The sequence below is a fragment of the Epilithonimonas bovis DSM 19482 genome, from assembly GCF_900108115.1.
Taxonomy (GTDB): domain Bacteria; phylum Bacteroidota; class Bacteroidia; order Flavobacteriales; family Weeksellaceae; genus Epilithonimonas; species Epilithonimonas bovis.
In genome coordinates this window covers 1-24032 of record NZ_FTPU01000046.1, presented here as the reverse complement: position 1 = coordinate 24032, position 24032 = coordinate 1, and the positions used below count along the sequence as shown (strand labels likewise).

Below are 24032 nucleotides of genomic sequence, written 5' to 3'. Positions count from 1 at the left end.
ATCTACGTTCAGACGGCAAATTTTTGTTTCCGGTAAAGGCTTTGAGTAAAGTTTTCAGGGCTAAATTTTGTGAGAAATTAAAAGATAAAAACCTTGAAGAATATACCAAAATCAGGCAAAATCTGTGGGAAAAACCTTGGGTGGTTTACGCCAAAAAGCCTTTTGGAAGCCCAAAATCTGTGGTAGAATATTTGGGCAGATACACGCATAAAATCGCCATCAGCAACCAGAGAATCAGGAAAATTGACGCGGAAACGGTAACTTTTTCTTACAAAGATTACCGCCAAAAAGGCATCAAAAAGCAGATGGTTTTAAGCCATGAAGAGTTTATCCGAAGATTTGCGATGCATATTTTACCGAAAAGATTTGTAAAAATCCGTCATTATGGTTTTTTGAGCAGCACCTGGAAGCGTATCAAACTTAAAAATCTACAACAAAATTTAGGCATCCAGTCCAAAGAAAAGCTTCCGCCAAAAGCTTTTCAGCCGAAATGTAGTTGTTGTAAAGATGGAAATCTTGTGACGATTGCCACGTTCGATCTTCGAGGTCCGCCGCAATGGTTTTTGGAGATGAGCCGAAATTTACCTGCTCCTAAATCTGCATTTTAAAAGATTTGGGTAAGGGATTTTATGTCTAAAGGTGAAAGAAAACACAATAAAACCAAGAAAAAACCACCAAAATCACCCACAAAAAAAGAGACTCTTCTCAAAGTCTCTTGTATCTCTAAAAATCTTTTGTCGATAAACCCATAGTGTGGGAAAATACCCAACCAAAAGCTCCCGAAGCTTCCGTTCAACAGGGTTTTCATTGTTCGTGCTTCGCACGCAACGAAAACTTAGCTATTAGCGGCTGGTGCTTTTATTTCGTTGATAAATAAATTTCAACTTCTGAATTTTCTCCATTTTGTGATTTTTCTCCATAAACTTCAAAGTCATAAGAATATTTTCTATTCAGTTCATTGTCACGTTTCCAAATGTCAAACCAAATGTCCAAAACCGCTTTTGGCATTTCTCCTTTCGCTATAAACTTTTGGAAATTGTCAGATTTGAATTCACGTCCAATAAGTCCGTCTGGAATTTCGTCAAGTGTTGAAACTGTCAAGCCTATAATTGTCGTGTATTCGTCTGTAAAATCACTTTTATAGTCTGTGTAAATTGAAATAATTTCAAATGATTTCTTGTTAGGAACTTTTTCAATTATTTTTTCCGAAAAAAATCGTTCCCAAAGCTTCCCTAAATCTTCTTTAGATTGATTGTCTTTATTTGTCGTTCGTGTCGAAATTCCAATTATTTTAAATCCGTTTGTCATTTTATTTTTATTTTTTTACAATTCTGTCAACAGTAATAATTCTGAATGTGTTTGAATTTATTGTTACAATTATATTGTTTTCAATATTCGTTGCATAAAAATTCTTTCCTTTTTTCTCGAAATTCTCTTTTGATGTTTGCTTTAAAATTTCGAGAAGTTTTTTTTCAATTTCTGGTTTTGAATTGTTTGTTTTCAATTTTTTATTAATTCGCTCATAAACAAGTTCTGTGTAGCAAATGTTGTCCAATATTTTCGATTTGTCAATATTCATTTTTTCTGTCGTTTCTTTTCTGACGTGAGTTTCGGTACACTTGCCGCTAACGTGCCGCGTATTGGCGATGGGCGGGATTTTTAGCACTGAACTTTAATCGAAGAACAGAAGTTGAATTTTGCACTTCCGTTGATACGAAGCCGTTCAGCCCGCCTATTGCCAATACGATGTTGTACGACGTAGTTATGTTTTGGGTTTTAGTCCAGCTAAATATTTTCGTATGTCATTTTCTAATTTATCCGGGTATTTGTACTCTAATTTTTTTGACAATTCAGTTCCTATTTCTGAAACTAAATCAGTCATTGAAAATAGAGCAGTCCAATTTTCCTTTATATCGCTCCCTGAAAATGTTTGTTCTGTTTTAGCCCACATTTCCTGGTTAAGATACTTTTTGAAAAGTCGTCCATATTTATTGGTCGTTATGTTCCAATTGTGTTCACTTGCAATGTGCCATTCAATTAAAGGAATTAAATATTCTGTGCGAATAACGGTTTCCGACATAAATTTCGCATAGAATATTTCATCTCTCACAAGACACTTTGCCACGTAAGTTGTGTCCCACCAAAAATCGTTTATTAGATTTTGAAACTCTTTTTCAGACGGTTTTTTGATAATGGAAATTTGATAAGTTGGTTTCAGCATTTGCTTTGTAATACCATCTTTATCAATTAAAATTTTATAACCAATATCCCAATCTTCTGGTAATTCTTTCTCTTGCGTTTCCTTTATAAATTTTGATTTGCTGTAAAGTTTAAAATCTACTTTCACACCGTCTTCATAAAGTAGCATTTTCATTGCGTGTTTATGGTTAAAACAACTTTCGTCTTCTTCAATCATAGCAATTGGATTTCCGAATTTAAGCGTCCAGCTTTTGTCTGAAATGTAATTTGTATTATCCTCAAAAACAAATTCAATGTCTAAATCACTAAATTCGTCAACAAGTGCTAAAGGATTTACAAGTGAACTTGTCAGAAGAAGAACTCTTACATCTTCGTTTTTCTCCGACCATTCTATAATTGTTCTTAACTTTTCTTCTCTGACTTTCATTTTGTTTGGTTCGGTTTTACTATGTCGTACAACACTCAAATATACGAAAGTTTTTAATTGTACAAACAAAAATTGCATTTTTATTCAAAACCTATTATATCAGTACATTAGGAGATTTTATTTATTGCGCATTTTATCTAGAATAGAAATATTTTATTACATTTGTTAGGTGTTGTTTAATATGTTTTACGCAATGGTTTTCTCAAATTATAATTTTTCTTTTGGTGCCCATCACGACAAAGATATTATCTTTATCCGGTTTCCCTTTGACCAAAATTTGATAAATGATCTCAAAAAAAGATTTCCCCATGTCAAATGGAGCCGTACACATACTTGCTGGTACCTGCCGGATCTTCCTGCCATCCGGGAAGTTCTTAAACTGCCACCAAAAGAATGGGGAGAAAGGATATCCGGAAAAATACAGCCCGTTAATCAGGATGCCCTCAAGAGATACATAGATCAGCTGATGCTGAAAGCTTATTCTCCACGAACTATTAAAAACTATTTGTCGGAATTTGCCCATCTTTTGACCACGCTGAAAAATTATCCTGTAAATGATTTGTCAGAAGAACGCTTGAAAGACTATTTTCTTTACTGTGTTAAAAAAGAAGGCATAAAAGAACGGCATCTGAACAGCCGAATCAATGCTATCAAATTTTATTTTGAACAGGTTTTGCACAGGCAGAGGATGTTTTTTGATATTCCAAGGCCTAAAACGCCGGCAAAGCTTCCTCAAATATTAACGAAGTCTGAGATCAAAAAAATATTTGATCATTGCAACAACCCCAAACATCTTCTTATGTTACAGCTATCCTATGGTATGGGCCTTCGGGTAAGTGAAATCGTAAAATTGAAAGTGGCGCATATCAATTCCGAAGACATGCTGGTGCTCATTAGCGGTGCAAAAGGGAAAAAAGACCGATATACCAATCTGCCGGCGTCTGTGCTAGGCTCGCTGCGCCAATACTATAAGGCTTACCGCCCAAAAGAATGGCTGTTTGAAGGCCAATATGGCGGCTCTTATTCCGTACGCAGCGTGCAGACAGTTTTCAAAAATGCCATGATAAAAGCCGGTGTTCATAAAACTATCGGGATCCACGGTTTGCGGCATAGTTATGCTACCCACCTGTTGGATTGCGGAGCCGATATTCGTTTTATTCAGGAACTGCTCGGGCATCATTCTATAAAAACAACACAAATATATACCCATATCAGCGATGTAAAAAAATCATCCATCAAAAGCCCTCTCGATCTTTTGTAATAAGTAGATAAAGGAAAACAGATAAAAGACTTACAGTCAAACTATTTTAGTCTAAAATATATTATTAATTCCTTTCAAAACTTAATTACGATACACTTAAATTAATCTACATTAAAGATTGAAAATAGTTTCACAGCAACCATTCACGGCTGTTGAATCACTCTCGATAATGCCCCACTACGCATTAATCCTTTGGTTTATCAATTTTGTAAACAATAATTTTTTTAAGGATTCTCCATTCATAGCAAAGCCATAGTAAAGCCATAGTAAAGCCATAGCAAAGCCATGGATAGTTCATGGATCAGAAACTGGAGCGGTATTATGAAATTATTAATAGATATACAACTAAGATATCAATAATTCAAAATATCTGCTGTCTCGGCCAACCTGCGTCCACACTCATATATTGTTTCACAGCTGTAAGTGTAATGCTCTGAGACAACGTGGATCTAAAAAATTTGGAAATAGATGTTAATAACCAAACAATAAATGGAAGCTTACTTAATATAAGACAGAATCAAATCGATGGTTTGCTCTCTGTTGATATTGGTGTTGTCGATAAGGATGGCATCATCAGCCTGCTTCAGTGGCGATACAGCACGCTCACTGTCAATCGTGTCGCGCGTGATAAGGTTTTGTTTGACGGTTTCTATGTCGGTATCTTCACCGGCCTGTTGCAGCTCCAGGAAACGCCGTCTTGCACGCTCATCCTGGCTGGCAGTCATAAAGAATTTGTAATCCGCATTGGGCAACACTACCGTGCCAATATCGCGGCCGTCCATGATAACGCCGCCTTTGGACGCAATATCCCGTTGGGTTTGCAGCAGATAATTTCTTACCTCTGCCTCTTTGGCCACCAGGCTCACGTTGTCAGACACCTGAGGGAAGCGGATTTCCTTATTGATATTTACACCATTGAGGAAAAGCTGTAACTCACCATCTATATCCTGGAATTCGAGCCTGATTTCCGGCAGTCTGGAGATCAGCTGCGCGATGTTGATTTGGCCGTTATCGCCTGTACAGTTTTGCAAAGCAAAGTAAGTAATACCCCTGTAGAGTGCACCAGTATCCATGTGGATAAGCCCTAATTTTTTAGCAATCAATTTGGAAATAGAGCTTTTTCCCGTGGAGGAAAAACCGTCAATAGCAATTACAGGTTTTGTTGTCATGGTGCAAATGTAATGAGTCTCCCAAAAAAATAAAAATTAATTTTCCTATCGCCGGTTTCCTCCTAATTCTATCAGGTCCATTGTTAGGCCGAGCATATTTACGTTGGAGGCATTGTGGTACCGCATGTGGGAATAATCAAAACGGAAAGACGAGATCTTGAGGCTAAAGCCGGCAGACAGGCCCGTAAAGTTCCGCAGATCCAGCACGGCCATTTCTCCGCCCCGTTTTACATTATAGCCAAACCGGATGTTGAAGGGCTGGCCGGGGAAAAGTTCTGCGCCAAAAGATAAGTGATCCAGCACCTTTCGCCCAAAGGAAGTCTCCTGTCCGTTGATATTGGTTGCAGGGGATATGTCAAACTGCTGCAGGTCGTGCGCAGTGACAGTAAGCGCAGCCGGAAAACCATCCAGGATCTTGGTGTAGCCCAAATCTACACGGAAGGGCAGCTTTTCCCGGACACCATTGTAAGGCCGTATCTGGTAACCAAAATTACGGAATACCAGTGCCAGCGTCTCATGAGATTTATCAAAGTAATAGGTAACGCCGGCGCTGGCCGTGATGGCTGAGGATGTATAGGTATCGATTTTTGAAGTCACATAGTTGGCATTGATGCCTATGGTCCAGTCGTCCTCAAACTGATAGGCATAGCCAATACCTGCAGCGGCATCCATTGCAGAAAAATCACCATTGATGTTAGCATTCTCATCGGTCCTGGGCATGCTGCCGTAGTCCATATATTTGGCATTGAAAGACATGAGGTGGCCTTCCCCCAGATCTCTTACGTAGCTCAGGCTGCCAATCTTGGTGCCGGCAAGGAAAGACGCATAGTTGGCAGATACCATATTATCCATCTCCAGGTTCATCAGCGCAGGGTTGGCCGCCGTGAAATTAACATCATAGTCCCGCACAGAAACTGCATCACCTAACACACCCTGCCTGGGAGACATAGGGATATTAAGAAACTGATAGACCGTGGTCCCTGTCTGGGAAAAGGCCACGCCGGATAATGATAATAATAGGAGACTGTAAAATTTCTTCAACACACGCTTTTGTCTTTGCAAAAATAATCTATTTTGATACCCGTCAAAATTTTTGCGGGACTATCTTTTTCATTAACGTAATTCTATTGCTTTCATTATATTTGCACAGTCAAAAAATGAAATAAAAGTGAGCAACACCTGCCGTGGCTGTCAAAATAGCAAAAGCAGATGTGCCGGATCATATATAAGACAATAAGCAATTGATATCATGAAATATAAAAGAATCCTACTGAAACTTAGCGGCGAAGCGCTAATGGGTGACCGCCAATACGGCATTGACAATGACAGGCTGAAAGATTATGCTGCCGAGATCAAAAAAGCGGTAGATAAGGGCTGCGAAATTGCCATTGTTATTGGCGGAGGCAATATTTTCCGCGGGCTGGCAGGTGCAGCTAAAGGTATGGACCGTGTACAGGGTGACTATATGGGGATGTTGGCCACCGTTATCAATGGGATGGCGCTACAGGGCGCGTTGGAAGATGCCGGGATTATCACAAGATTGCAGTCTGCAATAGAAATGGATAAGGTGGCAGAGCCATTTATCAAGAGAAAAGCCGTTCGTCATCTGGAGAAAGGGCGTGTGGTCATTTTTGGAGCCGGAACAGGTAACCCATACTTCACAACCGATACTGCTGCCACGCTGCGTGCTATAGAAATAGATGCAGACGTCATCCTGAAAGGGACTAGGGTAGACGGTATCTACGACAGCGATCCGGAGAAAAATGCTGATGCTGTAAAATTCAACAGTCTGTCTTTTGAAGAAGTTTTTGAAAAAGACCTGAAGGTAATGGATATGACCGCTTTCACACTCAGCCATGAGAATAAGCTGCCAATTATCGTTTTTGATATGAACAAAGCGGGTAATCTGGAGAGACTGATAGAAGGAGAGAATATCGGCACCCTCGTTAATGTGTCATAATAAAGGTAACTGATCATTGATATGATACTTCAGTTCTATATGGAATCAGGAATTTCACCACAGGTTAGAACAATCATTTATCAATCATCATTTATCATCTATAAAAAAATATATCTGTCAATAATCAAATTTTAAATATACAATGGAAGAATTAGAACTCATTGTAGCATCGGTAAAGCTGGAGATGGATGCTGCAGTAAAGCATTTGGATCATGCTTTTCAAAAAATCAGGGCTGGCCGTGCCTCTACCAATATGGTACAGGATGTGATGGTAGAATATTACGGATCTTTAACACCGCTTAATCAGGTGGCAAACGTTTCTGTTCCGGATGCCATGACGATCTCTATCCAGCCTTGGGACAGGACTGCCATTGGTGCGATAGAAAAAGCCATCATCAATTCTAACCTTGGATTTGCGCCTTCTAATAATGGTGATGTGATCATTCTTAATGTGCCGCCGCTTACCGAGGAGCGCAGACGCGAACTGGCCAAGCAGGCAAAAGCAGAGTCTGAGCAGTCCAAAGTGGTGATCAGGAATGCCAGACAGGATGGCAACAAAGAACTGAAAAGACTGGAAAGCGTATCAGAAGACCTTATAAAAGGTGCCGAGAAAGAGATCCAGGATCTTACAGATGCTTATGTCAAAAAAACAGACGATCAGCTGAAAGTAAAAGAAGCTGAAATACTGAAAGTTTAAGAATTACTTATACTCAAGAATTAAAACCCTCAGATCTCTGTGGGTTTTTGTTTTAATAAAAGTCATTGGAACACGAATCATCAATTCACATTAATAAAAAATGTAATCCATTGGTCGATTAAAATCCTTATCGTAAATTTGTGAAAATCTAAAATTAAAAATATGTCTAAAGCCATTTCCAGAGTTCCGGCTATTGCCAACGAGCCTGTAAAATCATACGCACCAGGTTCTGATGAAGTTAAAAGCCTGATTGCGACTTACAAAAAATTATGGAAGGAGAAAGCCGAAATCCCAATGATCATCGGCGGAAAAGAAGTTAAAACAGATAAAAAAATACAGCTAAGTTCTCCGCAGGACCACCAGCACGACTTCGGTTTTTATTATGAAGGTGATATGTCACATGTAGACAGCGCTATCGAGTCGGCATTGGCAGCAAAAGCAAAATGGAATGCTTTGGGCTGGGAACAGCGCGCAGCCATCTTCCTAAAGGCAGCTGATCTTTTGGCCGGGCCTTACAGAGATACCATCAATGCCGCAACCATGATTGGCCAGTCCAAAAATGTGCACCAGGCAGAGATCGATTCAGCATGCGAGTTTATTGATTTTCTCCGTTTTAATGTAGAATTCATGACGGACCTTTATGCAGATCAGCCTATTTCTGAAAAAGGCATCTGGAACCGGGTAGAGTACAGGCCGCTGGAAGGTTTTTGCTTTGCCGTTACGCCGTTTAACTTTACGGCTATTTCCGGTAATTTACCAGCCTGTATGGCATTGATGGGCAATGTTGTAGTTTGGAAACCATCGGATAAGCAGGTTTTTTCTGCAAAAGTTATTATGGATGTGCTTAAGGAAGCCGGCCTTCCGGACGGTGTCATCAATATGATTTTTACAGACGGGAAAGAAACGGCTGAGAAAGTTTTGGCACATCCGGATTTTGCGGGATTGCATTTTACAGGCTCTACAAAAGTATTTCAGGGGATGTGGAAAATGATTGGTGATAATATCCATAATTATAAATCATACCCAAGGATCGTAGGCGAAACCGGAGGAAAAGATTTTGTGATGGTACATCCTTCTGCCAATGTAGAAGCTGTTGCCACAGGCCTTGTAAGAGGTGCTTTTGAGTACCAGGGACAGAAATGTTCTGCGGCATCAAGGGCTTATATTCCAAGATCGCTTTGGGATGATGTGAAAGCCGTGATGGAAGCACAGATCAAAACGATCAAAATCGGTTCGCCGGAAGATCCGTCCAACTTTGTGAATGCCGTTATTGATAAAAATTCTTTTGAAAAATGCAAAGGCTATATCGACAGGGCTAATGCTGCCAGCGATGCCAGCGTGATTATCGGTGGGCAGTATGATGACAAAAAAGGATGGTTTGTACATCCAACAGTAATAGAAACATCCAATCCTTCTTACGAAAGTATCGTTGAGGAAATCTTTGGGCCAATCCTTACAGTCTATGTTTACGAAGATGAAAAGTGGAATGACACTTTGAAACTGGTAGACACCTCTACACAATATTCTTTGACAGGTTCTATTTTTGCGCAGGACAGATATGCTATAGATGAAGCCTACAAAGCACTGGAAAACGCTTCCGGAAACTTCTATATCAATGACAAACCAACAGGAGCGGTTGTTGGCCAACAGCCATTCGGTGGTTCTAGAGCATCGGGTACCAATGACAAAGCCGGTTCTAAAATGAATCTTCTGCGTTGGGTATCCGTAAGAAGTATCAAAGAAACTTTTGTCTCTCCAAAAGATTATAAATATCCTTATTTGGGCTAGAATCATCATAAATTAAGTCAAAATGTCATTCTGTGGGAATCTTATCGTTAATTTTACAATTGGCAGGATTCTTTCAGAATGACATTTTGTTTTTAGTGTAAGACTAAATTCCTGAATTTTAAAGGTGAAATCACAATTATTGGGAAATCCCAATTGATAAATCATCGAATTCCGATGAAAAGTCAAAGAAGTTAGCTAAAGCCAATGCGGATTAGGTGATTCTGTAAGACTATTAAAAAAATAGAAATCGATATATGAAAAAAGCACTTATTATAGTTGATGTTCAAAATGATTTCTGCGAAGGCGGAGCTCTTGCTGTGCCCGATGCAGACAGCATTATCCCTTACATCAATCTTCTTTTGGAAGAAAATGAATATGACCAGGTGGTTCTCACGCAAGACTGGCATCCTGCGAACCATAAGAGTTTTGCCTCCAACAATGGCAAGAATGTGGGCGAGACCATTTCTCTGAATGGTGTGCCTCAGTTTATGTGGCCGGATCATTGCGTGCAGGGAACTTTTGGTGCCGATTTTCACAGTGATCTGAACCGTGATAAGGTCACGCACATTATACAAAAGGGTAAAAATCCTGAGATTGACAGCTACAGTGCTTTTCAGGATAATAACCATTTTATGAAAACCGGTCTGGAAGACTTTCTAAGATACCATGATATCCAGTTGGTTGAAATTGTAGGCCTGGCCTTGGATTATTGTGTCAAATTTACAGCGCTGGATGCCATCAATGCAGGCTTTGTAACCTGTTTGCATTTTAATGGTACCAAAGCAGTCAACGTAAAACCGGAAAATGGTAAAAATGCGATTTATGACATGCTGGAGCGCGGTGTTACTATCCTGGGTTAATTGAAGAATCAGTACAGAGGAAAAGCAGCAACACAGTCCAGAGGGATTGATTCTCTGGTAATATTCTCTCACGTTAATTGTAAAACACAAAGACCGGAAACTTTCCCGGTCTTTTTTATTCATTACGTAGTTTTCTCCTAAGCTTGAAACGGTGCCTGGAGAAATGGGTCTGTCCGGTCACTTTATCTGTAGAGATGACGCTGATATTGCCATCCACTTCCAGGATAGCCAGTTTAACTTCAGAGATCTTTTCGATGCCATGTTCATGTACAGCCTCTTCCAGCTCGTCATCAGAGATCTGGACTTTTTTTAGCACATCAGGCAGGACAGCTCCGTCTTTTATCAGGATATAGGGCCGGTCTTCTATCAGTTCTTTGATTTTTTCATTTTTAAAAATAAATTTTTTCAGGATAAAATTAGCCAAAAACAAAACGATGGCCGCAACCAGGCCTCCCTGAAGGCTGCTGTTGGAACCTACCATGGCATTTTGTACGGCATTACTAATGAGAAGCAGGAGGATGACGTCACCGGCATTAAGTTGTGATAACTGGTTTTTACCAAAAACTCGGACAGCAATTACCATAAATGCATATACAGCGAGCGAACGGAGAACAATATCTAATATAGGATTCAATGGTTAAAATTTAAAAAATTAAAGTTAGTATAAAAGTTGATATTTTCAGGTAAGAAAAATTATAATAAGCAGTCAGTTTTAATCCTTGTTGATATCTGATGTTGCATGAGGATGAAAGAGAATTAATGATATAAATTTTTATTCCAAAATAACAAGATATTGTCCATCTGTTTATTTTATTTTCGCTTTTTATTGCTGCAAAATTAGCTCTGGTTATTTATTTTAACAAAAATTTAAGAGCTTAGTTTTTTCTTTGGCATTTTAGTTGTAAATTTAGGCTTGTTAACAACCATTTAATAATAACTTAAAAATTATAACAATGTCTAAGAAATCAAATTCAGCAGCCGTACTAGCTGCACTATTGGCAGGAGCAGCAACCGGTGTGATACTAGGATTGCTTTATGCACCGGAAGAAGGTAAGGAAACCAGAAAAAAAATCAAAGAAAAAGCTAACGATCTTAAGGATAAAGCAGTTGACGAATACAGCAAAACCTCCGAAAGGGTGAAAGATAAATATTCTGAAGTGTCTTCAAATGTAAAAGATAAATATGATGCGTTGTCTTCTCAATTTAAAGAAACTGCTCAAAATGTGGCTTCTACCGTAAAAGACAGCTATGACAAATATAAAGATCAGGTCGTTTCTAAAACATCTGATGTTGTAAAAGATGTAGAATCTGAGCTGGAAGGTCTTAAATAAGCCTCGGCTGTATTCTGCAGAAAAGGAACTTAGTTTCTAAGTTCCTTTTTTTGTAAATCGTTGTGGTTAAAAACTTATAAAGAAGATTCTTATGGTAGAAATTATAAAAGATTATTTGGGAAAACGCATTGAGCTGATTAAGCTGCAAATAACAGAGAAATCTTCTTTATCTGCCGGCATTATCGCTTTTCTATCGATAATTTTGGTGGCGTTTTCGTTCTTTATTATTCTGTTCAATTTTGGGATTGCCTATCTGATAGGCGAATCTTTGGGTAACATATCATACGGCTTTCTGATTGTATCTGGCTTTTATTTCCTAATGATCCTCATCGTTGTCCTATTCAAAAAAGCCATCGTCAACGCCGTGGCTAACAGAGTAATTGATTTTCTAAAACAATAGGTATGGCTGATTATAACAATATCATGGAGCTGCGAGCTCAAAAAAACCTTCTGAAAAGAGAAATTGAAGGTCTGGAAGATATCCTGACTTTTAAAGATAAAAAAGAAAGCCTCGATATCCTGACCCATGGTTTTACGGATAATATTATCAAAGAACGTGTAAATGCTGATGGTGGCACAAGCCTCTCTCTCGATACACAATATATTATGCAGCAAATATCACAAGGTATCAGGGAGTCCGCTTCCAAAAAAAATATTGCGGGCCTCGCCAAAGACAGCCTCTCATCAGGCCTTCTGGAGACAACTATCAAAATGGGCGTTGTGGCATTGGTTGGTAACTTTGCCAAGAAAAGTGTGATGAATAAAAATTGGAAACGGAAACTGATCGGTTTAGGTATGGTGTACCTGGCACCCTATGCATTACGTTTTATTCGTCAAAAGCTGGATAATTATCAGAAAAATAAGGCGACTTCCAGCTTGGAAAAGTTGATATAGTTTTATTGAGTTGAGAATATTCTTTTGATTACAAATTATAAATAATTAACTTTTTCGATCTGTAAAATTATTGAAGAGAAGTGTTGTTCTCTAAATTATAATTAAGTTCCTTGAAGATTGCGGCAATTAGGGTCGCTATCTTGTAGAGAAGATGTTTCCCAGGATGATTCCCGCTGACATAGAAACATTCAGGCTTTCTGTAGACTGGCGGTTGCCAAATCTGGGGATGGTAATCATTTTTGTTATCAGCTGTTCTGTGGAGGGTCTCAAACCATTGCCTTCATTCCCAAACACCAGCGAGAACTTTTTAGGGAAATCTGTGTTATATATATTTTCACCCGTCATGTCGGTGCCTAAAATAGGGCAGCTGTACTGCGAAAGGTATTCTTCGAGATCTGTGTAACAAACATTCACCCGCAAAAAAGAACCCATTGTAGCCTGAATTACTTTTGGATTGTAAACATCCACGGTGTCTGTACTGCAAATAATCTGCTCTATCCCAAACCAGTCTGCCAACCTTATGATGGTCCCAAGATTGCCGGGATCCTGTATGCCATCCAGCACAATCTGGATATCCACATCTTTTATAACCGCTTGATCCGGCAGTTTGCATACTGCTACAGAATCCTTAGGATGTTGCAGAAAACTTATTTTTTTGAGCTCAGCAGGCAGTATTTTTTCCTTTTTTACCGTTTCTATAGGTAACAGTTCGGGATCTGCAGAGTATAGATCAGCAATCTGGTAATCAGAATCTGGAAGTTCTTTTATGATTTTATTACCTTCAACTAAAAACAAATTGTATTTTTGCCTGTATTTCTTTTTGTCAAGAGACTGTATTATCTTTATAGTATGAGCTGTAAGCATATCAAAAAATATTTTCAAAAATATCATATATTTTACTATTCCACAATTTTCAGCGTGTTTTTGTACGCCTGTAATGTGACTAAAAAAGTTCCTGACGGAGAATATTTGCTAACCAAAAACAAATTCGAATACACAGACGGTAAAGTATTCTCTGACGAGATACCGGATCTTGTGGCTCAAAAACCAAATAAGAAAACGCTTTTTGTATTGCCTTTGGGACTGATATTTTATAACAGAGCCAATCCTAAGTATGATACCATACTGAAAGAATATATGACTTATCCAAAAGAGATGAGGAATCAAAAACTTAGGGATTCTCTATTCGTAAAATATGGGCATAAAGAATATCTGGGTCGAAATCTTTTTTGGAATCGTTTTTTTCACACAGTTGGTCAGCCACCAGTAATATATAGCGATGCAAAAACTAAACAGAGTGCAAAAAGTATCAATAACAGATTGATAAATCGCGGCTATTGGGACGCTGTAGTAGATAATGTTGTTAAGAAAGATTCTGCTGCAAAAAAAGCAGAAGTAAGCTATGTTATTACCCATAAAGACCCCACTTTTATCAAAGATTATTTTTATAATATTCCCGATGCTAATGTGAGGAATGTGTATGAAAGAGATATTAAAAAAAGTCTCGTGAAAAAAGGACAGATCCTGGACGAAACGGTTTTGGAAAAAGAAATAACAAGGATTAATGACCTTATGAAAGATGAAGGTTATTATAAGTTTAATAATGATAATCAGGATATATATTTTGTAGCAGATTCTCTACAGAGCAGAAAAAATGTTCCCGTAACATTAAACATTATAAAAGACTCTATCAATACACCTTACAGAAGAGCAACTATTGGAAAAATTACGGTTTCGGTTGCAGACAAAGTTAATGATGTTGATAAACTACCCTTGAAGGATTCTCTGAGAGGTATCGCAATCAAAAGAAAAGATTCTGCTTACAAACTTCAGTCGCTTTGGTTGCCTATTATTTTAAAAACCGGAACTCTTTATCAGCAATCCAATCTGGATCTTACCAGAAGGAACATTCTTTCTATGAATAATTTCACAATTCTGAAAGCCTCGGATGAGCTTCGGAAAGAAGGAACGCCCGCTGAACGGGACAGTATTGTAGACGTGGAGTATGTGCTGAAACCACTGCCTAAATACGAGTTTAGTGTTGCAACAGACGTGCACTATTCGCAGATTCTTAATTTCGGTTTCTCACCTTCTGTGGATTTGACTACCCGAAATGTTTTTGGAGGGGCAGAAAACCTGGTTACAAGTTTTTCCGGCATTATAGGTACAACAAAAGATCCTAAAAAGGATGATGCTTTTTTCAATGCCTATGAGTTATCGGCGCAAACTTCTTTGCAATTTCCGCGACTGCTGGTACCTTTTAAAAATTACTGGAAATTGGTGCCTAAACGCTATTCTCCTACTACCAGCCTGACTTTGGGCGCATCTGTGCAGAATAATATCGGTTTGGGGCGGATCAATTTCAATACTGGATTGTCATATTTTGCCAATGTAGAAGATGGAAGAATCCAGCACCGCTTAACATTATTTAATACACAGGTCAGTCTTACTCAGAATAAGGATAAATACTATGATTTTTTTCCTGGAGATGATGATATTCGCAACAAGATTTTTAAACAATATGCTTTAATTAATCCTGCGTTAATAAACTCAGACGCTGCTTATGATGAGATTTCCTCAGTTATTCTTCAGGATGCGGCATTTATTTCACAGATGTTAAGTAATGATCCACAGACACTTTATACCTTTTTGCAATCGCTTTATAATAAGGACCGGCAGACACAGGATGTGATTATCTCATCTCTCATCTATAATTATACGTATAATGAGATGGGGAAAAAAGAATACAAAAATCCGTTGTTCTTCAGTGGGAAAGTGGAGGTTGCAGGCAATGTTCTCAATATTTTATCCGGCAAAGAGCGGGAAGATGGTGTGGTTTCTGGGAATTCAAAAACAATATTTAAGATTCCTTTTTCTCAGTTTGTGAAATTTGATTTTGATTTCAGGAAGTATTTTTCATTTTTTAATGACAAAGCAAAACCTCATACATTAGCTTTCAGGCAACTTTTGGGGATTGGCATCCCATACGGTAACTCGTCATCAATGCCTTTTATCAGGTCCTATTTTAATGGTGGATCTTATGATATCCGCGCCTGGGTGGCATTTGGTGGTTTGGGTCCGGCAGATTCTCAACTGGATGAGAAAGTGAGGTCTTACGCTATGGATAATATCAAACTCACAACCAGTGTAGAATATCGTCTTCCACTCAATAATACATTTGAAGCTGCAATCTTTACAGACGCAGGTAATATCTGGGGGCTTAAAGATTCTGGATTTGGAGATCAGTTCAAATTCAAAAAATTTATCAGCCAAATGGGTGTAGGCAGTGGGTTTGGTTTACGGATTAATATTGCTTATGTCAATCTGAGGCTGGATATGGCCTATAAAATCCATGATCCTAACCGTCCTGAGGGCGAACGCTGGGTGATTGATAAAATAAAACCTTTGCAGCCAACAGTTAACTTCGCAATTGGTTATCCTTTTTAAAATATAAAAAACATGCGCTGGCTAAAAATTATATTGATCCTGTCATTCTGCCTTTTTGGGGCGTACTCTGTCTCTATGAATTTTGTTGATGAGAGCAAGAGTTTTACACATCAGTCTGAGATCAATTATCCTATAGATAAGGTGTTTCCTCAGTTTAACAATTTACAGAACTTCTCTGTGTGGAATGACTATTTTGCTTCGCAAAAAGATTTGTCTTTTGCCTACTTTACACCTTATGAGGGTTTGGGCAGTGCCATGAAGTTCTCTGATAAGAATAATGACGTACACGGCGATGTGTTTATCCGCTATTCTAATCCCAACCGCACTTTGCGTTATCAGCTTTTTGAAGGTGATAATGATAATCCTTATTTGATTGATGTTAAGTTTGTGCCGCAAGGTGAAAAAACTAAACTTATATGGAACATCCATACCCCAAAACGCGATTATCTGGAGCGCTCCCTCAATCTGATTACCGAAGATTTTTTTGTTGATAATATCGATAAAAGTATGAAGAATCTTTATCAGTTATTGGGCAACAAGGTGGATAAGGATCAAAAACTGGCTTCAATCAAATATGACAGTATTATGGTGGAAAACAGGGATGGTGAGTTACTGTTGGGAGTTAATGTCAGCACCAGAAATACAAAGGATATCCTTTTCAAAAATATTGTTATGAATCATGGCAAGGTGGTCAATTATGTACGCTCGGATCTTGGTAAGAAGGATGACGAATTTGGGACACCAGTCCTGCTGACAAATCCTGCCAATCTTAAGGATAAGGAAGTGTCATATTTCTATGGAGTGCCATTGCCAAAGAGAATCTCAGTGAGCGATAATAACTTTAGCTTTCATACCCTTAACGCCGGGAAGGTATATTATATCTATTATCAGGGGAATTATAACAACAGGATGCAAAGTGTTCAGGAACTTCTGAAAAAAGCAAAAAAGGATACAATGAGAAACGGTCAGCTGATGGAGGAGTTTTTGGAAGAACCTTTTGAAAATCAACCTGTAAAGCTAAAATTGTCATTGCCGGTTTACCGATAGCCAAATCTGATAAAAATCACCTATATTTATCGGAATAAATCTTGCAGCAAAATGCCAGTCAGCAAAAATTTAGTAAATTTGTTGGCAATTACACAAAAATTAAAATTTTAACAGATAATCTGTAATAATGGATAAATTTTCATTTCTAAATGCCGTACATGCCCAGTTAATTGATGACATGTATAAGCAGTACCAAAAATATCCGGACGCACTGGAACCATCTTGGAAAGCTTTTTTCCAGGGTTTTGATTTTGCGCTGGAACATTACAACGATGATGATTCTGCCGATAACAATGCTACAGCTTCAACTGCACCAGTGCAGTATGCGCAGCAGGCAGTTGCCAACAAAACAGTCTCCGATGACATTGCCAAGGAGTTTATGGTGGTTAACCTGATTGAGGCATACCGTTCCCGAGGCCACCTTTTTACAAAAACCAACCCCATCAGAGAGAGAAGGCATTATTTCCCGACACTTGATGTAGAGAATTTTGGATTGTCAAAAGACGATCTTAACAAAAAATTTAATTCCGCCATCCAGACAGGGATGCCTGGCCCGGCGACATTGCAGGAGATTATCACGCATTTGCAAAATATCTATTGCGACTCCATTGGTGTAGAGTATATGCACATCCAGAATGTTGAAGAGAAAAAATGGATTATGCAATGGGTTAATGTCAATGAAAATCATGCTAATCTGTCAGCCGATGAGAAAACTGAAATCCTTTTCAAACTGAATCAGGCAGTCGCATTTGAGAATTATCTTCACACCAAATTTGTGGGTCAAAAACGTTTTTCTCTGGAAGGGGGAGAATCATTGATCCCGGCTCTTGATCAGTTGATCACAAGATCTTCACAATTAGGTGTAGATGAGGTGGTGCTGGGAATGGCTCACAGAGGCCGTCTAAACGTTTTGACCAATATTTTTCAAAAATCATACAAACAGATTTTTTCCGAGTTCGAAGGTAAAGAATTTGAAGAAGATGTTTTTTCCGGTGATGTAAAATACCATTTGGGATCTTCTAAAAAAATCACAACGGCTAATGGCGAAGAGGTGAGAATCAACCTTACGCCAAACCCATCACACTTAGAGACTGTTGCAGCTTTGGTAGAAGGTATTTGCCGCGCCAAAGTTGACAATAATTATAAAAATGATTTTGGTAAAGTGTTGCCAATTGTTATCCACGGCGATGGTGCCATTGCAGGGCAGGGTATTGTTTACGAGGTAGCACAGATGATGAATCTGGAAGGTTACAGAACTGGTGGAACCGTTCATATAGTGGTTAATAATCAGGTGTCTTTTACTACCAATTATCTGGATGCAAGATCGTCTGTATATTGTACAGATATTGCAAAAGTGACAGACTCTCCTGTAATGCATGTGAATGCGGATGATGTGGAAGCTGTAGTACATGCGATCCGATTTGCAGCTGATTTCCGTGCACAGTTTGGCAAAGACGTTTATATTGATCTTTTAGGATACAGAAAATATGGGCATAACGAAGGGGATGAACCAAGGTTTACCCAACCGAACCTTTATAAACTGATTTCTAAACATCAGAACCCAAGAGAGATCTACAAAGATCTTTTGATTAAAGAGAATGTAGTTTCTGACGAAGTACTCAAAAAAATGGAGCAGGAGTTCAAAGCCTTGCTTGATGAGAATTTTGATGCATCCAAAGAGATCGAGAGGAATACGATGGACGTCTTTATGAAAGATGACTGGACAGATTTTCCTAACGGAGCAAAAGGTGCCGTTAACACAGGTGTTAATACCACTTATGATTTGGCTAAACTCAAAGAATTAGCCATTAAGATCTCCACATTGCCTGCCGATAAAAAATTCATCAATAAAATTACAAGATTATTTGATGCCAGGGTCAAAATGGTGGAGAATGACTCGCTGGATTGGGCCATGGGAGAGTTATTAGCCTACGCAACATTGCTTACAGAAGGTTACAATGTAAGGCTTTCCGGGGAAGATGTTGAGAGAGGAACGTTTTCTCACCGCCATGCTGTGGTAAAGACCGAAGATACCGAAGAAGAATATATCCCGTTGAGACACGTAAGTGACCAGCGGTTTGATGTATATAATTCACTCCTTTCAGAATATGGTGTACTTGGTTTTGATTATGGTTATGCCATGGCAGCACCTAGGACATTAACAATTTGGGAAGCTCAGTTTGGGGATTTTGCCAATGGTGCACAGATTATTATAGACCAATATTTGGTTGCTGCAGAAGAAAAATGGAAAGTTCAGGATGGTTTGGTGATGTTGTTGCCTCACGGCTCCGAAGGTCAGGGTGCAGAGCACTCTTCTGCAAGGTTAGAAAGATTTTTAGCCCTTTGTGCTAATGAAAATATTATTGTTGCGGATATTACAACACCGGCTAACTACTTCCACCTGTTGAGAAGACAGATGAAATTCGGGTTTAGAAAACCTTTGGTTGTGATGACTCCAAAATCTTTGTTGAGACATCCAAAAGTAGTTTCTCCGCTGGAAGATCTTGCAAATGGAAGCTTCCAGACTGTTTTGGATGATCCAACGGCTGATCCTGCAAAAGTAGAAAGAGTGGTTCTTTGTACCGGTAAATTATATTATGATCTGTTGGCGAAAAAAGAAGAACTGAATGATGATAAGGTTGCTCTGGTAAGATTCGAGCAGATTTATCCATTAGATCAGGAAAAGATCAATGCTGTTTTTGAAAAATACAGTAACAGAAAGGATCTCATCTGGGCTCAGGAAGAACCGGAAAATATGGGAGCATGGAGTTATATTTTACGCAACTTCCGTGATACTGGTATTCAGGTGATTTCTCCTGTAGCCAGCGGAACACCAGCGCCGGGCAGCCATAAGATGTTCGAGAAAAACCAAACCAGAATTATTTCTCAGGTTTTCCAGACCAGCGTAGCAGCTGTTGAAAAACCAGTTAAGGCTTAATCAAAATTAATAAACTATAAAAATACTCAGTCTCTGGCTGTTTTAATTAAAAAAATCATAAGTATGTCAATATTAGAAATGAAAGTTCCTTCACCGGGAGAATCTATCACAGAAGTAGAAATTGCTACCTGGCTGGTAAAGGACGGTGATTATGTAGAAAAAGATCAGCCTATTGCAGAAGTAGATTCTGATAAGGCAACTCTGGAACTTCCTGCAGAACAAAGTGGCGTAATCACTTTGAAAGCAGAGGAAGGTGAAGTGGTACAGGTAGGTCAGGTGGTATGCCTGATTGATATGGATGCTGCCAAGCCGGAAGGTGGAGCTGCTGCACCAGCCGAAGCACCAAAAGCTGAAGCTAAAAAAGAAGAGCCTGCACCGGTAAAAGCAGAAGCTCCTAAAACTGATTCTTACGCCGCGCAAACACCTTCCCCTGCTGCTAAAAAAATCCTTGACGAGAAAGGGATTGAGGCTACTCAGGTAAAAGGAACAGGCAGAGATGGCAGAATTACAAAAGAAGACGCCGTTACAGCTTCGGTTCCTGCGATGGGTACCGCTCCTGCTGGTGGAAACAGAAGTCAGTCTACAACAAAACTTTCAGTTCTTAGAAGAAAAGTGGCAGCACGATTAGTTTCCGTTAAAAACGAAACGGCGATGTTGACAACTTTTAACGAAGTTGATATGTCAGAGATCTTCAGAATCAGGAAGCAATATAAAGAAGAATTTATCGCTAAGCACGGCATTGGGCTAGGTTTTATGTCATTCTTCACAAAGGCAGTTACCAGAGCTTTGGAACTTTACCCAGATGTCAATGCGTCTATAGATGGTGATTTCAAAATCAATTATGATTTTGCCGATATTTCGATTGCGGTTTCCGGGCCAAAGGGATTAATGGTTCCTGTTCTTAGAAATGCTGAGAATATGACACTTAGAGGAGTTGAAGCTAATATCAAAGACCTTGCGATCAAAGTAAGAGATGGCAAAATTACCCTGGACGAGATGACTGGCGGAACATTTACCATTACCAACGGTGGTACTTTTGGTTCTATGTTGTCCACGCCAATCATCAACCCGCCACAATCTGCAATTTTGGGAATGCACAATATTATCCAAAGGCCAGTTGCTGTTGACGGACAAGTGGTTATCAGGCCGATGATGTATGTGGCATTATCTTATGACCACAGAATTATTGACGGTAAAGAATCTGTAGGATTCTTAGTTGCTGTTAAAGAAGCTATCGACAATCCTGTAGAATTCCTTATGGGTGGTGACGAGAGAAAAGCTTTGGAATTGTAAAATTTACAGTTACAACATATTTAAGAGAGCAGTTTTTGCTCTCTTTTTTTTTATTTGGGCAGCTATTTCCGCCTTCCGTTCCCGCTATTTTTTTAAACCTCATAGGTTTTCAAAACCTATGAGGTTTAAAAAAATGAGCTCCACTCAAGTCGGGCTGCGCTGCGCAAAGTTGAATATTTGTCTTTTATTTGAAGTTTGCTCAGTCATTGAGTTCTTTCTTCCCTGAGTTTTAGAACTTTGCGAACTCTTAAAAACATTTTCAATTTTAATAAAATATTTGAGCACTTTGGATTTAAAAAATATTTCCACAAAAACAAAAACCATTTCCAAAATTCACAATTAATCCTTACTTTTGAGCAATGGAAAATTTCATCGTATCTGCACGCAAGTACCGTCCACAAGAGTTTGATACTGTTGTTGGGCAATCCCACGTTACAGATACTTTGGAACATGCAATTGATGAAAGCCAGCTCGCTCAGGCGTTGCTGTTTTGCGGGCCAAGAGGGGTTGGTAAAACCACCTGTGCCAGGATTCTCGCACGCAAAATCAATGAAAAATCCGGTGCGGCTGATGATGACGGTTTCGCCTTCAATATCTACGAACTGGATGCTGCATCCAATAACTCTGTGGATGATATCAGGGAACTGATTGATCAGGTAAGATTTGCACCACAAGTCGGTAAGTACAAAGTTTACATTATTGATGAGGTTCATATGTTGTCTCAGGCTGCCTTCAATGCGTTCCTGAAAACTTTGGAAGAACCGCCTGCGCACGCCATTTTTATTCTGGCCACAACCGAGAAACATAAGATTATCCCAACCATTCTTTCAAGATGTCAGATTTACGATTTCAAAAGGATTACCATAGAGGACATTCAGAATCATCTCAGGACAATCGCCGAGAAAGAAAGCATCGCTTACGAAGATGATGCGCTTTACCTGATTGCTCAAAAAGCAGATGGGGCATTGAGAGATGCTTTGTCGATCTTTGACAGGCTAAGTACTTTTTCTCAGAAAAATATCACCCTGGAGAAAGCGGCAGAAGTCCTTAATATTCTGGATTATGACCAATATCTGAGAATCGCTGACCTTGCTAAAGAAAATGATATTCCGGGAGTATTAACCGCTTTTGATGAGATTGTTAAAAAAGGTTTTGATCCGCATATTTTTATCGCAGGATTAGGAAATCATTTCCGTGACCTGATGATGGCTCAAAATCCTAAAACACTCAGCTTAATCGAAGTTGGGGAGAAAACAAAATCCAAATTTGCGGAGCAATCCCAAAAATGGACAGCTCAGCAACTGATTGACGGCATCGAGATCTGTAATTTTGCCGATATCAATTACAAAAATTCTAAAAATCCTAGACTGACTGTAGAGATTGCCTTGATGCAATTATCAAGTCTTACTGCAGTTCCGGAAGCTAAAAAAAAAAGTTCCTGATATTAGCACCGCTTCTTGAAGCCAATCTTTTACCTAAATCAGAAAATCAAAATCAGAAAGCTAAGTCAGAGCCAAAAGCTACTGATTCATCTTTACCTAAATCTACATTTGAAGAACCTAAAAAAGTCATTCAAAAAGCTTCTGAACCGATCCAGAAGGTTAGTCATGGTTCTCAGTTCAGTATCAAAGCGGCCCTGGAAAAAAAAGAAGAGGTTGTAAAAGATGTTCTATCCGAAATCAAGGATGAAAATCTGCCGTCTGATCATTTTTCCCAGACAGAACTGGATCAGGCCTGGGACCTTTTTCTTAAAAATCTTTCCAAGACCAATACTTTTGCTTATAATGCCATCAGCAGTTTTAAGCTGCTAAAAGATGAGGAGAACAAAGTTGTGGTCAGGTATTCTTCGGAGACTGCAAAATCTGAATTTGACAGGTTGAGTGGGGAATTCTTCAATCATTTTAAGCGTAAAGTCAATAATTTTAAAATTGAGGTAGACTATACAATGGATATGACCATCAAAAAAGAGATTATGACCAAACGCAAGATTTTTGAAAAATTTGCCGAGATAAACCCTTTGCTCAAAGATCTTGATGATCTGATGAAATTCGATTTAACATAAATAAAATACAATTATTTTTTGCAGCTTGCAGGAAATTTATATATTTGTTAAACATTTCTCTGGTAACAGAAGGAAATTATTAATCAAAACAAGCTAAAAGTCCTTGTCAAAAGGATTTATACTAATGGAATCAAATCAATTTCCATATTTTATAACTACAAAATCTGCCTTTTACTGGGGTGGGTTATTTAGCTTTTTTGGATTTTATTATAGAAATTTCAGAACCTATTACCGATTTTATTGGTTTAAGTAACTGAATTTCTTTCTCAAAAAAAATGCGGATCACTTCGTTCTCCGTATCACACTTTAAAGATTTTAAACGGTATTTTTTTGAAAGGAATTATAAATTAAAAATTTAAATGAATATCCGTAATTACACATAATTTCGTATATTTACTTATAATTCAATTAGTTAGATGAATATATTTAGTTTTACAACGCATTTTGGGACAGAGGAAGATTGCAGAATTCATTTTAAGGAGCAGAGAGATAAAATCGGAGTGGTTTGCAAGTGCGGTCACAAGGAGCATTTCTGGATTAAAAGCATCTGGAGCTACGAATGCAAAAAGTGTCGTAAAAGAATTTCCTTGAAAAGTGGAACGATTATGCAAAATTCTAATCTTTCATTCTTAATTTGGTACAAAACCATGTTTCTAATG

The 24032-nt window shown here is 38.6% G+C and carries 23 protein-coding genes; 16 read left to right on the top strand and 7 right to left on the bottom strand.

Annotation, left to right across the window (positions count from 1 at the left end; all coding sequences use genetic code 11):
- A partial coding sequence (locus B0B05_RS14480) for an IS91 family transposase (protein ID WP_173786393.1) occupies positions 1-608 on the top strand: 608 nt, incomplete at its 5' end.
- Positions 609-858: 250 nt separating this feature from the next.
- Here the strand turns inward: B0B05_RS14480 and B0B05_RS14470 are convergent.
- The 3 genes from B0B05_RS14470 to B0B05_RS14460 all read right to left on the bottom strand — a co-directional run bounded on the left by B0B05_RS14470 (position 859) and on the right by B0B05_RS14460 (position 2626).
- Positions 859-1308: a GyrI-like domain-containing protein gene (locus B0B05_RS14470; protein ID WP_076784318.1), complete on the bottom strand. Its 450-nt coding sequence runs from the start codon at positions 1306-1308 to the stop codon at positions 859-861.
- Positions 1309-1315: 7 nt separating this feature from the next.
- The gene (locus B0B05_RS14465; RefSeq protein WP_084173994.1) at positions 1316-1579 is read right to left on the bottom strand and encodes a DUF3781 domain-containing protein; all 264 of its coding nucleotides are present in this window, start codon (positions 1577-1579) and stop codon (positions 1316-1318) included.
- Positions 1580-1762: 183 nt separating this feature from the next.
- Positions 1763-2626 (bottom strand): aminoglycoside 6-adenylyltransferase AadS, encoded by an 864-nt coding sequence (locus tag B0B05_RS14460; RefSeq protein ID WP_003013318.1) that lies wholly within the window; start codon positions 2624-2626, stop codon positions 1763-1765.
- A 181-nt stretch (positions 2627-2807) separates the two neighbouring features.
- Here B0B05_RS14460 and B0B05_RS14455 point away from each other — a divergent pair, with 181 nt between their 5' ends.
- Positions 2808-3887, top strand: a complete 1080-nt coding sequence (locus B0B05_RS14455; protein ID WP_245799351.1) for a tyrosine-type recombinase/integrase — start codon at positions 2808-2810, stop codon at positions 3885-3887.
- Positions 3888-4384: 497 nt separating this feature from the next.
- Here the strand turns inward: B0B05_RS14455 and cmk are convergent, their stop codons facing one another.
- Together cmk and porQ are read right to left on the bottom strand one after the other, a co-directional pair.
- The gene (gene cmk, locus B0B05_RS14450) at positions 4385-5056 is read right to left on the bottom strand and encodes a (d)CMP kinase (protein WP_076784317.1); all 672 of its coding nucleotides are present in this window, start codon (positions 5054-5056) and stop codon (positions 4385-4387) included.
- 45 nt (positions 5057-5101) lie between these two features.
- Complete coding sequence (gene porQ, locus B0B05_RS14445) at positions 5102-6100, bottom strand: type IX secretion system protein PorQ (protein ID WP_245799354.1); 999 nt, start codon at positions 6098-6100, stop codon at positions 5102-5104.
- A gap of 205 nt (positions 6101-6305) precedes the next feature.
- Between porQ and pyrH the strand changes: the two genes are divergently transcribed.
- The 4 genes from pyrH (at position 6306) to pncA (ending at position 10361) form a co-directional block, all read left to right on the top strand.
- Complete coding sequence (gene pyrH, locus B0B05_RS14440; RefSeq protein WP_076784315.1) at positions 6306-7016, top strand: UMP kinase; 711 nt, start codon at positions 6306-6308, stop codon at positions 7014-7016.
- A gap of 142 nt (positions 7017-7158) precedes the next feature.
- Positions 7159-7713: a ribosome recycling factor gene (frr, locus tag B0B05_RS14435; protein ID WP_076784314.1), complete on the top strand. Its 555-nt coding sequence runs from the start codon at positions 7159-7161 to the stop codon at positions 7711-7713.
- A 162-nt stretch (positions 7714-7875) separates the two neighbouring features.
- Positions 7876-9501 carry an L-glutamate gamma-semialdehyde dehydrogenase gene (pruA, locus tag B0B05_RS14430; protein WP_076784313.1) on the top strand — a complete coding sequence of 542 codons (1626 nt, stop codon included), beginning with the start codon at positions 7876-7878 and terminating at the stop codon, positions 9499-9501.
- A gap of 254 nt (positions 9502-9755) precedes the next feature.
- On the top strand, positions 9756-10361 hold the full coding sequence (gene pncA, locus B0B05_RS14425; RefSeq protein ID WP_076784312.1) for a bifunctional nicotinamidase/pyrazinamidase: 606 nt from the start codon (positions 9756-9758) through the stop codon (positions 10359-10361).
- Between the two features lie 115 nt (positions 10362-10476).
- On the opposite strand, the gene B0B05_RS14420 is transcribed toward pncA, so the two are convergent.
- Positions 10477-10995, bottom strand: a complete 519-nt coding sequence (locus B0B05_RS14420) for a DUF421 domain-containing protein (RefSeq protein ID WP_076784311.1) — start codon at positions 10993-10995, stop codon at positions 10477-10479.
- 319 nt (positions 10996-11314) lie between these two features.
- On the opposite strand from B0B05_RS14420, the gene B0B05_RS14415 reads away from it, so the two are divergent.
- From B0B05_RS14415 to B0B05_RS14405, 3 genes are all read left to right on the top strand, one after another.
- Positions 11315-11692 carry a YtxH domain-containing protein gene (locus B0B05_RS14415; RefSeq protein ID WP_076784310.1) on the top strand — a complete coding sequence of 126 codons (378 nt, stop codon included), beginning with the start codon at positions 11315-11317 and terminating at the stop codon, positions 11690-11692.
- A 91-nt stretch (positions 11693-11783) separates the two neighbouring features.
- Positions 11784-12092 (top strand): hypothetical protein, encoded by a 309-nt coding sequence (locus B0B05_RS14410; RefSeq protein WP_076784309.1) that lies wholly within the window; start codon positions 11784-11786, stop codon positions 12090-12092.
- Positions 12093-12094: 2 nt separating this feature from the next.
- Positions 12095-12586 carry a hypothetical protein gene (locus tag B0B05_RS14405; protein WP_076784308.1) on the top strand — a complete coding sequence of 164 codons (492 nt, stop codon included), beginning with the start codon at positions 12095-12097 and terminating at the stop codon, positions 12584-12586.
- Positions 12587-12721: 135 nt separating this feature from the next.
- Here the strand turns inward: B0B05_RS14405 and B0B05_RS14400 are convergent, their stop codons facing one another.
- Positions 12722-13450, bottom strand: a complete 729-nt coding sequence (locus B0B05_RS14400; RefSeq protein ID WP_076784321.1) for a TrmH family RNA methyltransferase — start codon at positions 13448-13450, stop codon at positions 12722-12724.
- Between B0B05_RS14400 and tamL the strand changes: the two genes are divergently transcribed.
- From tamL to B0B05_RS14360, 7 genes are all read left to right on the top strand, one after another.
- Positions 13436-16033, top strand: coding sequence for a translocation and assembly module lipoprotein TamL (gene tamL / locus B0B05_RS14395; RefSeq protein ID WP_084173993.1), 2598 nt, complete (start codon positions 13436-13438; stop codon positions 16031-16033). The two genes, B0B05_RS14400 and tamL, sit on opposite strands and share 15 nt — an antisense overlap.
- Positions 16034-16045: 12 nt before the next feature.
- The gene (locus tag B0B05_RS14390; protein WP_076784307.1) at positions 16046-17080 is read left to right on the top strand and encodes an SRPBCC family protein; all 1035 of its coding nucleotides are present in this window, start codon (positions 16046-16048) and stop codon (positions 17078-17080) included.
- A gap of 127 nt (positions 17081-17207) precedes the next feature.
- Positions 17208-20018 carry a 2-oxoglutarate dehydrogenase E1 component gene (locus B0B05_RS14385; protein WP_076784306.1) on the top strand — a complete coding sequence of 937 codons (2811 nt, stop codon included), beginning with the start codon at positions 17208-17210 and terminating at the stop codon, positions 20016-20018.
- Between the two features lie 63 nt (positions 20019-20081).
- Positions 20082-21311 carry a 2-oxoglutarate dehydrogenase complex dihydrolipoyllysine-residue succinyltransferase gene (odhB, locus tag B0B05_RS14380; protein WP_076784305.1) on the top strand — a complete coding sequence of 410 codons (1230 nt, stop codon included), beginning with the start codon at positions 20082-20084 and terminating at the stop codon, positions 21309-21311.
- Positions 21312-21670: 359 nt separating this feature from the next.
- Positions 21671-22753, top strand: a complete 1083-nt coding sequence (gene dnaX, locus B0B05_RS14370) for a DNA polymerase III subunit gamma/tau (protein WP_076784303.1) — start codon at positions 21671-21673, stop codon at positions 22751-22753.
- A gap of 389 nt (positions 22754-23142) precedes the next feature.
- Complete coding sequence (locus tag B0B05_RS14365; RefSeq protein ID WP_228455018.1) at positions 23143-23373, top strand: hypothetical protein; 231 nt, start codon at positions 23143-23145, stop codon at positions 23371-23373.
- A gap of 416 nt (positions 23374-23789) precedes the next feature.
- Positions 23790-24032: transposase (locus B0B05_RS14360; RefSeq protein WP_143746043.1), on the top strand; the 243-nt coding region annotated here is incomplete at its 3' end.

Coding starts and splice junctions, on each gene's coding strand:
- B0B05_RS14470 (WP_076784318.1), bottom strand. CDS start 1,308: ATGACAAACGGATTTAAAATAATTGGAATTTCGACACGAACGACAAAT.
- B0B05_RS14465 (WP_084173994.1), bottom strand. CDS start 1,579: ATGAATATTGACAAATCGAAAATATTGGACAACATTTGCTACACAGAA.
- B0B05_RS14460 (WP_003013318.1), bottom strand. CDS start 2,626: ATGAAAGTCAGAGAAGAAAAGTTAAGAACAATTATAGAATGGTCGGAG.
- B0B05_RS14455 (WP_245799351.1), top strand. CDS start 2,808: ATGTTTTACGCAATGGTTTTCTCAAATTATAATTTTTCTTTTGGTGCC.
- cmk (WP_076784317.1), bottom strand. CDS start 5,056: ATGACAACAAAACCTGTAATTGCTATTGACGGTTTTTCCTCCACGGGA.
- pyrH (WP_076784315.1), top strand. CDS start 6,306: ATGAAATATAAAAGAATCCTACTGAAACTTAGCGGCGAAGCGCTAATG.
- frr (WP_076784314.1), top strand. CDS start 7,159: ATGGAAGAATTAGAACTCATTGTAGCATCGGTAAAGCTGGAGATGGAT.
- pruA (WP_076784313.1), top strand. CDS start 7,876: ATGTCTAAAGCCATTTCCAGAGTTCCGGCTATTGCCAACGAGCCTGTA.
- pncA (WP_076784312.1), top strand. CDS start 9,756: ATGAAAAAAGCACTTATTATAGTTGATGTTCAAAATGATTTCTGCGAA.
- B0B05_RS14415 (WP_076784310.1), top strand. CDS start 11,315: ATGTCTAAGAAATCAAATTCAGCAGCCGTACTAGCTGCACTATTGGCA.
- B0B05_RS14410 (WP_076784309.1), top strand. CDS start 11,784: ATGGTAGAAATTATAAAAGATTATTTGGGAAAACGCATTGAGCTGATT.
- B0B05_RS14405 (WP_076784308.1), top strand. CDS start 12,095: ATGGCTGATTATAACAATATCATGGAGCTGCGAGCTCAAAAAAACCTT.
- tamL (WP_084173993.1), top strand. CDS start 13,436: ATGAGCTGTAAGCATATCAAAAAATATTTTCAAAAATATCATATATTT.
- B0B05_RS14400 (WP_076784321.1), bottom strand. CDS start 13,450: ATGCTTACAGCTCATACTATAAAGATAATACAGTCTCTTGACAAAAAG.
- B0B05_RS14390 (WP_076784307.1), top strand. CDS start 16,046: ATGCGCTGGCTAAAAATTATATTGATCCTGTCATTCTGCCTTTTTGGG.
- B0B05_RS14385 (WP_076784306.1), top strand. CDS start 17,208: ATGGATAAATTTTCATTTCTAAATGCCGTACATGCCCAGTTAATTGAT.
- odhB (WP_076784305.1), top strand. CDS start 20,082: ATGTCAATATTAGAAATGAAAGTTCCTTCACCGGGAGAATCTATCACA.
- dnaX (WP_076784303.1), top strand. CDS start 21,671: ATGGAAAATTTCATCGTATCTGCACGCAAGTACCGTCCACAAGAGTTT.